We start from the raw sequence: 12,056 nt of genomic DNA on the forward strand, positions 1-12,056 counted from the left end.
CCACTAGGTCATTTTTTTATTAAAAACGATAGAATTCCATTACATTCTCTTTTTATTCACCAAATTTATCGCTTTTTCCGTATTCGCAAAGTGCAATTTCACAAATTGGGGAAATACATCTTGACCTTTTTTCAGAATCAACTTGGCTGCAGCTTCATCCACCTGGGATCCTGCTCCTTTTGGAATCTTAAATCCTGCTGACTCACTAAGCTTGTCAATATATTGAACAAAGGCATACCGTGCGAGGATGGATGCTGCTGCAACGGCAAGGTGGATACCCTCTGCCTTCGTGCTAAAATAAACATTTTCCCTAGCTACAGCTTTTTGACTTTTAACATGCTGAAAATAGGTGCTTTCCTGAACAAATTGGTCTATCAGAATACCTTCTGGTTTTACAGGTGAAATCTTCTCAAGCACCTTTAGGATGGCTTGATTATGGAGGAGCGCCTTCATTTTCCCCTGTGACATTCCTGATTTTTGCAGCTGATTGTATTTTTCATTTTTTAGTGTCATCAGGCTAAATGGAACAACATCTTTAATCACCTTTGCAATCGCAATGATTTTTTCATCGTTCAAATCCTTTGAATCTCTGACACCTAATTCTTTTAATAAAGGAATATCTTCCTTCCTAACATAAGCAGCGACAACGGTTATTGGGCCAAAGAAATCACCGGTACCAACTTCATCAGAGCCGATAACAGACCAGTTGCTAAAACCTTCTGGTAAATTACCTTTCGGAGATTTGGATTTGGCTGGAGCTTTTGCAGCAGCCTCACCCCACCTGCTGGCCTCTGCTTCACAGCCACTCCCTTGAAATAACACTTTACCGGACTTATAGGCAGTAATCGTCGAACCGGAAGTCTTGGCAGCAAACACACTGCCTGGAGGAGCTTTATCTACTAATTTCCCTTCATAATAGCTTTTCATTTTATTAATTTCAGACAAACTTAGATTTAACACAACATTTCCCACTTCAAAAACACTCCTCGACATTTTTTCTAGAAAAAGTAAAAAACCTCCAGTTTCATCTGTTTCTCTTTTCGACACATATCCGTTCGTGTTATATTATAAAATAGGGATTTCTTCGAACCGAATGGAGGCAGTAATTTGTCAAATACAGAAAAAACCAGAACAACCGTTGATATATACGGAACGCAATACGTTATATTAGGTACTGAATCCCAAAACCATGTTCGACATGTCGCTTCATTAGTTGACAAAAAAATGCGCGAAATAGGTTCTAGGAATCCATTACTTGATGTAAATAAACTCGCTGTATTAACTGCCGTGAATGCAGTCAATGATTATATTAAAATGAAGGAACAATTAGAGGTACTGCAGGCTGAACTACAAAAGGAAAAGGACTGAATAAGTCATGTTGGATTTAGCAATTATTATATTATTAGTTTTTGGTTTTTTTATAGGATTAAAAAGAGGATTCATTTTGCAGTTAGTCCATTTAACAGGTTTTATTATTGCATACATAGTGGCAAATTTATACTACGATGATTTGGCACCTAGACTTACGCTTTGGGTTCCATATCCAAATCTCGGGACGACGTCTCCTTTAAAACTATTAAGTGAGAACGGGAATATGGAGGAAGCCTTCTACCGTGCAATTGCCTTTATCATTATTTTCTTTGCGGTTAAGATTCTGCTTCAAGTGATAGGGTCAATGCTGGATTTTATTGCACATTTGCCGATTCTCAAGCAATTAAATGTATGGGCAGGCGGCCTCCTAGGTTTTGCCGAAGTCTATTTAATTATCTTTATTTTATTATATATTGCTGCGCTCGTTCCAATGGAAGTTTTGCAAAAACCTTTGGATGATTCCATTATGGCGAACTTGATTGTGAATCATACACCATTCCTTTCACAGCAAATAAAAAGTATGTGGATTGAATATACTGCTGCTTTAACTTCTCTTTAGGTTAGAAGGGTAGTTCACCTTCTCACTAGGAGAGAAGGTTCTCTTAACTTCTCTCTAAGGGAGAAGTTTTTCTTTTAAAAGGTTAAAATAAATGCAAGGTGGGTGGAAATGATGGAGGTAAATAAAAAAGATTTAATTCGATTATTAGAAACAATCGCGGTTTACATGGAGTTGAAGGGTGAAAATCCTTTCAAGGTATCTGCCTTTCGAAAAGCTGCATCAGCACTTGAATTTGATGATCGCAGCTTATCTGATATCGAGGATTTTACCAAGTTATCCGGAATCGGCAAGGGTACCGCGGCTGTTATTGAAGAATACATAAATGAGGGCACCTCAAAAGTATTAAAGGAACTTAAGGAAGAGGTTCCAAAAGGGTTAATTCCGTTATTACAATTGCCAGGGCTTGGCGGAAAAAAGATTGCTAAGCTTCACAAAGAACTAGGAATTGAAGATGTTACAACCTTAGAGGAAGCCTGTAAAGCAGGGAAAGTCCAAGCACTAGCTGGATTCGGAAAGAAGACAGAAGAAAAAATCCTCAGTGCGATTGCCAATGTGGGCTCTAGGCCAGACAGACTGCCTCTCGCCTACATGCTGCCAATTGCAGAAAGTATTGAAGCAAAGCTTTCTGAACTTCCTGAAATTCATAGATTCTCACGAGCCGGAAGCCTGCGAAGAGTGCGAGAAACAGTTAAAGATCTTGATTTTATTATTTCGAGCGAACAGCCAGATAAGGTAAAACAGTTTTTGCTGGAATTACCAAATATAAAAGAAACGATTGGTGCTGGAGATACTAAGGTTTCACTCGTTTTTGAATTTGATTATGATGTTTCAGTTGATTTCCGAATCGTCAAACCAGAGGAATTTATCACGACTCTTCACCACTTTACGGGGTCAAAGGATCACAATGTCCGGATGAGACAGCTTGCAAAAGAACGTGGTGAAAAAATAAGTGAGTATGGTGTGGAAAATGTTGAGACAGGAGAAATTCTTACGTTTTCTTCCGAAAAAGAGTTTTTCAAGCATTTTGACCTGCCATTTATTCCGCCTGAAATAAGAGAAGATGGGAAAGAAGTAGAGGATTTTTCAGCCCATGAGGAATTAATCGAACTTACTGATATCAAGGGCGATCTACATATGCACTCAACCTGGAGTGATGGAGCGCATTCGATTGAAGAAATGGTTGAAGCTTGTCGTGCAAAAGGATATAAGTATATGGCCATTACTGACCATTCCCAGTACTTAAAGGTGGCAAATGGACTGACGAGAGAGCGGTTATTGCAGCAAAAAGAGGAAATTAAGAAGTTAAATGAAAAATACGATGATATTCTAATTCTATCTGGTGTTGAAATGGATATTTTACCAGATGGTACACTAGATTATGAAGACGATCTCCTAGCTGAAATGGATTTCGTGATAGCATCGATTCACTCTGCTTTTTCACAGCCAAGAGAAAAGATAATGGAGCGGTTAACGACAGCATTAAAAAACGCACATGTAGATTTAATTGCCCATCCTACTGGCAGAAAAATAGGCCGCCGTGAAGGATATGATGTTGATATCGATATGCTAATACAGTTAGCAAAAGAAACAAATACCGCACTTGAACTTAATGCCAATCCTAATCGGTTGGATCTAAAAGCTGAATATTTACGAAAAGCACAGGACGCAGGAGTTAAGATATTTATTAATACGGATGCCCATAAGAAAGAAACACTGTCACATATGGGGGTAGGCGTTTCTACAGCTAAAAAGGGCTGGATTAAAAAATCATCAGTGATCAACACACTTGAACCGAATGACTTACTAGAGTATTTGCATAATCGAAACTAAGGAGGTTTATCTCCATGCAAGAAAGAACGTTAAAGGTATTGGAATTTACGAAAGTGAGAGATCAGCTCATTGAGCATGCAGCGTCTTCACTTGGAATAGATAAAATAAAAAGATTGGTTCCATCCACAGATTTTGAAGAAGTTGTAAAACTGCAAGCGGAAACAGATGAGGCAACAACTGTTTTACGAATCAAAGGAAATGTCCCGTTGTCAGGCATTCATGATATCCGAGCCCATATTAAGCGCTCTGTTATTGGGGGAGTCCTAAGTTCCCATGAATTGATACAGATTGCCAGCACCATCCGTGCAAGCCGGCAAATGAAGCGATTTATAGAAGATATTGCCGAAGAAAGAACGGAAATTCCTATTTTATTGGAGCAGGTGGACCGGATTATTCCTTTAGTCAATTTGGAGGAATCAATTCGATTTGCAATTGATGAGAGTGGAGAAGTTCTTGATAGCGCAAGTGAACTGCTGCGCACATTAAGGCACCAGCTGCGCTCGAATGAAGCGCGTGTCCGTGAAAAACTAGAGAGCATGATTCGCTCCTCGAATGCTGCAAAGATGTTGTCGGATTCTATTGTTACGATTCGTAATGATCGCTTTGTTATTCCTGTTAAACAGGAATATCGCGGTCACTACGGCGGGATTATCCATGACCAGAGTTCATCAGGTCAAACGCTATTTATAGAACCACAAGTAATTGTTCAGCTAAATAATCAATTACAGGATATAAGAGTAAAAGAACAGCTTGAAATTGAAAGAATATTATCAGAGCTTTCAGCAAAGACAGCTGAATTTGAGTCGGAGCTGCAAGTGATTGTTGCTATTCTAGCGAATCTGGATTTTATTTTTGCAAAGGCAAGGTATGGCCGGAAGATGAAAGCAAGTATGCCTATCATGAATAATGAAGGACGAATTGCTTTATACAAAGCTAGACACCCATTAATTCCAATAGATGAAGTGGTAGCGAATGATATTTTACTTGGAAAAGATTATACAACGATTGTTATTACCGGACCGAATACAGGCGGTAAAACGGTTACCTTAAAAACCCTGGGATTATGTTCATTAATGGCACAAGCTGGTTTGCAGGTTCCTGCCTATGATGGCTCAGAGCTTGCTGTATTTGATGCCATTTATGCTGATATTGGTGATGAGCAATCAATTGAACAAAGCTTGAGTACGTTTTCTTCCCACATGGTCAACATCGTGGATATTTTAGAAAAGGTCGACTTTAATTCTCTTGTACTATTTGATGAACTTGGTGCAGGTACAGACCCTCAGGAAGGTGCTGCGCTTGCCATTTCCATTTTAGATGAGGTGTACCATCGAGGCGCAAGAGTAATTGCCACTACACATTATCCAGAATTAAAGGCGTATGGCTATAACCGTGAAGGTGTGCTAAATGCAAGTGTTGAATTTGATGTTGAAACGTTAAGTCCAACCTATAAGCTTCTTCTTGGAGTACCAGGACGAAGCAATGCATTTGAAATATCAAAACGTTTAGGGTTAAGTGAACGTGTGATTCAATCCGCAAGATCTCATGTCAGTGAAGATACCAATCAAATTGATAAGATGATTGCCTCACTCGAAAGCAGTAAGCGTCAAGCTGAAATCGAACAGGAAGAAGCTCGTGATTATTTAAGACAGGCAGAAAAGCTTCATCAGGATATGCAGAAGCAGATGATTGAATTCTATGAGAACAAAGATTCAATGCTTGAAAAAGCAGCTGAAAAAGCTGGTGAAATTCTTGATGAAGCAAAGAGTGAGGCAGAAAAGGTTATTCGTGACCTGCGTAAAATGAGGATTGAGAAGCAAGCGGATATTAAGGAACATGAATTAATTGATGCTAAGCGACGTCTTGAAGCCGCAACACCAGAAATTAAGAAATCCTCCAAACAAATTAGTCAGAAAACGAAGAAACATACCTTCACACCTGGTGATGAAGTGAAAGTCTTGACCTTTGGACAAAAGGGTACACTTCTAGAAAAAGTATCTGATAACGAATGGCAGGTGCAAATCGGTATCCTGAAAATGAAGGTGAAAGAAAAGGATTTAGAGTATATCAGCACACCAAAGCCGGTAGAAACAAGACCAATGGCCATTGTTCAAGGCAGAGACGCAGATGTGAAGCTGGAATTAGATTTACGAGGGGAAAGATATGAGGCCGCACTATTAAGAGTGGAAAAATATATAGATGATGCGTTATTATCAAACTATCCTCGTGTATCGATCATTCACGGGAAAGGCACGGGCGCATTAAGGCAGGGTGTCCAGGAATATTTACGAAATCACCGATCTGTTAAGAAAATCCGCTTTGGAGAAGCAGGTGAGGGCGGTTCTGGTGTTACCGTGGTCGAATTTAAATAAGGAAAAAAGGCCTTAAATACTATCCGGGGAGAATTGGGAATGAACCAGTTTTGGAATAACGTGTATATTCAAAGTGCTGCCAATTATAGCGTAGTTATCCTATGTGTGGTTGTCTTTTTAGCTATTTTTGAATTAGTAACGAAATATAAAAATTGGGAAGAAATCCAAAAGGGCAATATCGCTGTAGCAATGGCTACTGGAGGGAAAATATTTGGAATTTCCAACATTTTCCGTTATTCCATTGAACAAAATGATTCTTTGGTAACGATGATAAGCTGGGGAGTATTTGGCTATGTGCTGTTACTGGTTGGATATTTTATCTTTGAATTCTTAACACCTAAATTTAACATTGACGATGAAATTAAAAACGATAATCGCGCAGTTGGATTCATTGCGATGATTATAACAATCGGCTTATCCTTTGTAATAGGTGCAGGAATATCGTAAGGGGAGATTAGGCGTGGAGACGTTAGCGAAAGTACTTCTTGGATTATGCGCATTGTTTTTGCTAATTGGTTTGGGGTATATGATCTTTTAAGTTGAAATCATCGCTGAAGCACAGCGGTGATTTTTTTTTACAAATATTATTCGTGAGATAGTGCACATATATCATTATTCCAATTGTTTAAACAGTCTGACTATACTATAATAAAAGGGAAGTGGTAAATTTTACAATAGTCCATAAGGAGGGTTACTATGTATGATTCTAAACCATGGCTAGCGTCTTATCCTGAAGAAATTCCTGCAGAACTGGAATTTCGAAAAGAACCTGTTCAGCAGTATTTAGTAGATGCAGCAAAAAGTTTTCCTGAAAAAACGGCTATCCATTTTATGGGGAAGGAAATGACCTATAAAGAGCTTTACAACGAAGCATTGTCTTTTGCTAGTTATCTTCAGGAAATCGGTATAGCAAAAGGTGACCGAGTTGCCATTATGCTTGCTAATACACCACAATCAGTCATAAGTTATTTTGGAATCCTGATGGCTGGAGCTATTGTGGTTCAAACCAATCCTTTATATACCGAACGTGAACTTGAATACCAAATGAAAGACTCTGGAGCTAAGGCAATCATCACACTCGACATCCTCTATCCTCGCGCTTCTAAGGTGATGCCGCAAACCGGTTTGCAACATATAATTGTAACCGCTATCAAAGACTACCTGCCATTCCCTAAAAACTTAGTTTATCCATTTATCCAGAAAAAGCAATATGGAATTGTCGTGAATGTTAAACATGAAGGCACCACCCACTTATTTAAAGAAATTGTAAAAATTAAGCCTAAAAAGCTCGTAGAATATGACTTTGATTTTGAAGAAGATGTTGCCCTGCTCCAATATACAGGTGGAACAACAGGTTCTCCAAAAGGGGTTATGCTAACACATCGGAATTTAGTGGCTAATGCTTCTATGTGTACGGCTTGGCTATACAAATCAAAACCAGGTGAAGAATCAGTCCTTGGTATTGTACCGTTTTTCCACGTCTATGGTATGACCATAATCATGATCTTATCGGTTATGCAGGCCTATAAGATGATTATTTTACCTAAATTTGATGCACTGACTACATTAAAGACCATTCAAAAGCAACGACCTACTCTGTTTCCTGGAGCACCAACCATTTATATCGGTCTCTTAAATCATCCAGATTTGAAAAAATACGATTTATCGTCGATTGATTCCTGTCTAAGCGGCTCTGCTCCACTCCCCATTGAAGTACAAGAGGAGTTTGAGAAGGTTACAGGCGGGAAACTCGTTGAAGGTTATGGATTAACAGAATCCTCACCGGTTACCCATTCTAATTTCTTATGGGATCGTGAGCGGGTAAAAGGAAGTATTGGTGTACCATGGCCGAATACAGAAGTAAGAATTGTCTCCATGGACAATGGTGAAATAATGCCTGTAGGTGAAATTGGAGAAATTATCATTAAAGGTCCGCAAGTGATGAAGGGCTATTGGAATCGACCTGAGGCAACAGAGGAAACCATTCAAGATGGCTGGTTATACACCGGTGACCTTGGCTATATGGACGACAAAGGATATTTTTATGTAGTAGATAGAAAGAAGGATATGATTATTGCAGGAGGGTTTAATATATATCCAAGGGAAATTGAGGAAGTATTGTATGAGCATCCCGATGTTTTAGAAGCGGTTGCTGCAGGAATACCAGATCCATACCGTGGTGAAACCGTTAAAGCATATGTGGTGTTAAAAGAAGGCTCAGAGATTACCCCGGAAGACTTGAATCATTATGCTAGAAAATATTTAGCATCCTATAAGGCTCCAAGATTATATGAATTTAGAGAAGAATTGCCGAAAACGGCAGTAGGCAAGATTTTAAGAAGGACACTTGTCGAAGAAGAAATGATAAAAATAGAGGAAGAAAACAAAAAACATGCATAAAAAACTGCACTTCTTTTTTTTTGATTTATAGTGCTTGTCTATATGGAAATAGTAAAGTAATATAAAAAATATCGTTGTATTTCTTGACAGAAATACAAGTAAAAACTATTATAAAAATATGAATGATTATTCATTCATATTTTTATTTTTATATTCACTTCTTCATGAGGAGGGAGAAACAATGAAAAAAAACAAACCAAAATACATGCAAATCATTGATGCAGCGGTAATTGCAATAGCAGAAGTTGGTTATCATCAGGCACAGGTTTCTAAAATTGCCAAGCAGGCAGGTGTTGCAGATGGGACCATTTATCTTTATTTTAAAAACAAGGAAGACATTCTCATCTCACTCTTTGAAGAAAAAATGGGAAGCTTTATTGAAAAAATAGATGAATTACTAGCAGGAAAAGAGACAGCGGTGGAGAAGTTATATATGATGGTTGAAGCTCATTTTCGAAACCTTTCCGATGATCATCACATGGCAATTGTCACACAGCTTGAATTACGTCAATCAAATAAAGAGCTGCGCATGAGAATAAATAATGTTCTTAAAGGCTATTTGCAGGTGATAGATAAAATCATCATCGAAGGAAAAGAAACGGGAGAGTTCTCAAGTGACCTCGATGTCCGTCTAGCCAGGCAGATGATTTTCGGCACGATGGATGAAACCGTTACAACCTGGGTTTTGAATGAGGAAAAATATGATTTAGTTGCACTCGCTAAACCGGTCCATCAGCTACTGATTAAAGGCTGTGGAAATCATTAATTCTTGAGTGTATGAGGAGGAGGGATTTTTATTGGAAAACTTAAAATGGTCTAGTCAAGACGGAGTCGCGACAATTACCATCGGGCGTCCACCGGCAAATGCCCTCTCACAAGGACTATTAAGGGAACTGTCGGCTGTTTTAGACGAAATTGAACCCAATCGTGAAATTAAGGTGCTTGTCATTCATGGGGAAGGGCGATTCTTCTCAGCGGGTGCTGACATTAAGGAATTCACCACCGTTTCATCTTCTGAAGGATTTACGAATCTTGGTACATATGGTCAAGATTTGTTTGACCGAATGGAGAAATTCCCTAAACCAATCATTGCTGCTATTCATGGTGCGGCGTTAGGCGGCGGGTTAGAGCTGGCAATGGCTTGTCATATCCGTTTAGTGGGTGAAAATACGAAACTAGGTCTTCCAGAACTACAGCTAGGATTAATCCCTGGATTTGCTGGGACACAGCGGCTTCCTAAATATGTTGGCGTTGCGAGGGCAGCAGAAATGCTGTTTACGTCTGAGCCAATCACAGGAATGGAAGCGGTTCAATTTGGCTTAGCGAACCATGCTTATCCGGAATCTGAAGTTTTCGACCAAGCACTTAAAATGGCAGGAAAGATTGCTAAGAAGAGCTTAGGTTCATTGAAAGCGACGATTCAACTATTAAACTATTCAAAAAACGAAGAGTTTTACGAAGGCTCTAAAAAAGAGGCAGAGTTATTTGGAGAAATATTTGTTTCAAGTGATGCACAAGAAGGAATTCAGGCATTTATTGAAAAACGTGAGCCTCATTTTAAAGGGTGAGTAACTTTTATCGATGAAGGTAGAAGTTCATAATAAATTTTTTTTTGCTATAAATTTTCTTAATCTTTGAAACAGAAGAAATGTTTGCAATTATAGGAGGGAAATCATGAATATTTATGTACTTTTGAAAAGAACATTTGATACAGAGGAAAAGATTACGATCTCTGGCGGAAAAATCAATGAGGATGGTGCCGAGTTTATCATCAATCCTTATGATGAATATGCAGTAGAGGAAGCAATCCAAGTCCGTGATGCTAATGGCGGTGAAGTAACTGTTATTTCAGTAGGAACAGAAGAATCTGAAAAGCAATTACGCACAGCACTCGCTATGGGAGCTGACAAAGCAGTATTAATTAATACGGAAGACGATGTGGAAAATGGCGATCAATTCACAACATCAAAAATCATTGCTGAATATCTAAAAGATAAGGCAGCAGATCTAATTATTGGTGGAAATGTAGCGATTGATGGCGGCTCTGGTCAAGTAGCACCACGTGTTGCTGAATTGCTTAACATTCCATATGTTACAACGATTACGAAGCTTCAAATTGATGGAACCACTGTAACGGTTACGCGCGACGTTGAAGGTGATTCTGAAGTGATTGAAACAAGCCTTCCTTTATTGGTTACTGCTCAACAAGGTCTGAATGAGCCTCGTTATCCATCACTTCCAGGAATTATGAAGGCAAAGAAAAAGCCTCTGGATGAATTGGAATTAGACGACCTTGATTTAGAAGAAGACGATGTTGAAGCAAAAACAAAAACCATTGAAATTTACTTACCGCCTAAAAAAGAAGCTGGAAAAGTCTTATCTGGAGAATTAACTGATCAGGTAAAAGAACTTGTTCAACTTCTTCATACAGAAGCAAAAGTAGTTTAATCGTACTTACTTGCAGGTAAACGTTCAGAATGTAGATTCTGATAAGACAAAAATGATTCGCAGGAGGGTAAAGGAATGACTAGAAAAGTATTAGTATTAGGGGAAACGCGTGACGGTTCTTTACGTAATGTATCTTTCGAAGCAATTGCTGCGGCAAAGACTGTAGCAGAGGGCGGAGAAGTGGTAGCTGTTTTAATCGGAGAAAATGTTAGCGCTTTAGGAGCAGAATTAATTCAATATGGTGCTGACCGTGTGGTTGTTGTCGAGGATGAAAAGTTAAAGCAATATACATCTGATGGTTTTGCACAAAGCTTGCTTGCTGTTATTGAAAAAGAAATCCCAGAAGGATTAATTTTGGGACATACTTCCCTTGGAAAGGATCTTTCACCAAGGATTGCTGCGAAGCTGGCATCTGGTTTAATTTCTGATGCAACTTCTGTTGAAGTAGCAGGCGGAAATGTTGTCTTTACAAGACCAATCTATTCTGGTAAAGCATTTGAAAAGAAAATCGTAACGGACGGATTAATTTTTGCAACAGTAAGACCTAACAATATTGCACCACTTGAAAAGGATGAGAGTAGAGCTGGTGAAGTTGCCTCTCTATCTGTTGAAATTAAGGACCTTCGTGCCATTATTAAAGAAGTGGTTCGAAAAGCAAGTGAAGGTGTAGATTTAAGTGAAGCGAAAGTCGTTATCTCTGGTGGACGCGGTGTGAAAAGTGCAGATGGGTTTGAACCACTTAAAGAATTAGCGAAAGTATTAGGTGGTGCGGTTGGTGCTTCTCGGGGAGCCTGTGATGCTGACTATTGTGACTATTCCTTACAAATCGGACAAACAGGTAAAGTTGTAACACCGGACCTTTATATTGCTTGCGGTATCTCAGGAGCAATTCAGCATTTAGCAGGTATGTCTAACTCTAAGGTAATTGTTGCGATTAACAAAGATCCAGAAGCAAATATCTTTAAAGTGGCAGATTACGGAATTGTTGGGGATTTATTTGAAGTAGTCCCACTTTTAACAGAAGAGTTTAAAAAACTTAAAGTTCACTCATAATATAAGGGCGAGCAGCGGCAAAC

11 protein-coding genes are annotated in these 12,056 nt (G+C 38.9%); 10 read left to right on the forward strand and 1 reads right to left on the reverse strand.

All coding sequences use genetic code 11. From position 1 onward, the window contains the following. Window positions 1-39: 39 nt before the first annotated feature. Window positions 40-972 (reverse strand): ribonuclease HIII, encoded by a 933-nt coding sequence (gene rnhC, locus M3189_RS12800; protein ID WP_251634463.1) that lies wholly within the window; start codon window positions 970-972, stop codon window positions 40-42. Window positions 973-1,107: 135 nt separating this feature from the next. Between rnhC and zapA the strand changes: the two genes are divergently transcribed. The 10 genes from zapA to M3189_RS12850 all read left to right on the forward strand — a co-directional run bounded on the left by zapA (window position 1,108) and on the right by M3189_RS12850 (window position 12,033). Continuing rightward, window positions 1,108-1,368 (forward strand): cell division protein ZapA, encoded by a 261-nt coding sequence (zapA, locus tag M3189_RS12805; RefSeq protein ID WP_251634464.1) that lies wholly within the window; start codon window positions 1,108-1,110, stop codon window positions 1,366-1,368. Window positions 1,369-1,375: 7 nt separating this feature from the next. After that, window positions 1,376-1,930: a CvpA family protein gene (locus tag M3189_RS12810; protein WP_251634465.1), complete on the forward strand. Its 555-nt coding sequence runs from the start codon at window positions 1,376-1,378 to the stop codon at window positions 1,928-1,930. Between the two features lie 111 nt (window positions 1,931-2,041). Continuing rightward, on the forward strand, window positions 2,042-3,760 hold the full coding sequence (gene polX, locus M3189_RS12815) for a DNA polymerase/3'-5' exonuclease PolX (protein ID WP_251634777.1): 1,719 nt from the start codon (window positions 2,042-2,044) through the stop codon (window positions 3,758-3,760). Window positions 3,761-3,774: 14 nt separating this feature from the next. Beyond that, the gene (locus tag M3189_RS12820) at window positions 3,775-6,132 is read left to right on the forward strand and encodes an endonuclease MutS2 (protein ID WP_251634466.1); all 2,358 of its coding nucleotides are present in this window, start codon (window positions 3,775-3,777) and stop codon (window positions 6,130-6,132) included. A 39-nt stretch (window positions 6,133-6,171) separates the two neighbouring features. Further along, window positions 6,172-6,579, forward strand: a complete 408-nt coding sequence (locus M3189_RS12825) for a DUF350 domain-containing protein (protein WP_251634467.1) — start codon at window positions 6,172-6,174, stop codon at window positions 6,577-6,579. 249 nt (window positions 6,580-6,828) lie between these two features. Next, window positions 6,829-8,532: a long-chain-fatty-acid--CoA ligase gene (locus tag M3189_RS12830; protein WP_251634468.1), complete on the forward strand. Its 1,704-nt coding sequence runs from the start codon at window positions 6,829-6,831 to the stop codon at window positions 8,530-8,532. Between the two features lie 181 nt (window positions 8,533-8,713). Further along, a complete protein-coding gene (locus M3189_RS12835; RefSeq protein ID WP_435368083.1) occupies window positions 8,714-9,298 on the forward strand; it encodes a TetR/AcrR family transcriptional regulator in 585 nt (194 codons plus the stop codon). Between the two features lie 31 nt (window positions 9,299-9,329). Then, window positions 9,330-10,100, forward strand: coding sequence for an enoyl-CoA hydratase (locus M3189_RS12840; RefSeq protein WP_251634470.1), 771 nt, complete (start codon window positions 9,330-9,332; stop codon window positions 10,098-10,100). 106 nt (window positions 10,101-10,206) lie between these two features. Beyond that, the gene (locus tag M3189_RS12845) at window positions 10,207-10,980 is read left to right on the forward strand and encodes an electron transfer flavoprotein subunit beta/FixA family protein (protein WP_251634471.1); all 774 of its coding nucleotides are present in this window, start codon (window positions 10,207-10,209) and stop codon (window positions 10,978-10,980) included. A 75-nt stretch (window positions 10,981-11,055) separates the two neighbouring features. Continuing rightward, window positions 11,056-12,033: an electron transfer flavoprotein subunit alpha/FixB family protein gene (locus tag M3189_RS12850; protein ID WP_251634472.1), complete on the forward strand. Its 978-nt coding sequence runs from the start codon at window positions 11,056-11,058 to the stop codon at window positions 12,031-12,033. The last annotated feature ends 23 nt before the right edge of the window (window positions 12,034-12,056 follow it).

Source organism: Neobacillus niacini (assembly GCF_023715415.1).
Taxonomy (GTDB): domain Bacteria; phylum Bacillota; class Bacilli; order Bacillales; family Cytobacillaceae; genus Neobacillus; species Neobacillus niacini_C.

What these genes read in the sequence shown, in the direction of transcription:
- M3189_RS12830 (WP_251634468.1), top strand. Translation starts at nt 6,829, where the DNA reads ATGTATGATTCTAAACCATGGCTAGCGTCTTATCCTGAAGAAATTCCT.
- M3189_RS12820 (WP_251634466.1), top strand. Translation starts at nt 3,775, where the DNA reads ATGCAAGAAAGAACGTTAAAGGTATTGGAATTTACGAAAGTGAGAGAT.
- M3189_RS12850 (WP_251634472.1), top strand. Translation starts at nt 11,056, where the DNA reads ATGACTAGAAAAGTATTAGTATTAGGGGAAACGCGTGACGGTTCTTTA.
- M3189_RS12835 (WP_435368083.1), top strand. Translation starts at nt 8,714, where the DNA reads ATGAAAAAAAACAAACCAAAATACATGCAAATCATTGATGCAGCGGTA.
- M3189_RS12810 (WP_251634465.1), top strand. Translation starts at nt 1,376, where the DNA reads ATGTTGGATTTAGCAATTATTATATTATTAGTTTTTGGTTTTTTTATA.
- M3189_RS12825 (WP_251634467.1), top strand. Translation starts at nt 6,172, where the DNA reads ATGAACCAGTTTTGGAATAACGTGTATATTCAAAGTGCTGCCAATTAT.
- polX (WP_251634777.1), top strand. Translation starts at nt 2,042, where the DNA reads ATGGAGGTAAATAAAAAAGATTTAATTCGATTATTAGAAACAATCGCG.
- M3189_RS12845 (WP_251634471.1), top strand. Translation starts at nt 10,207, where the DNA reads ATGAATATTTATGTACTTTTGAAAAGAACATTTGATACAGAGGAAAAG.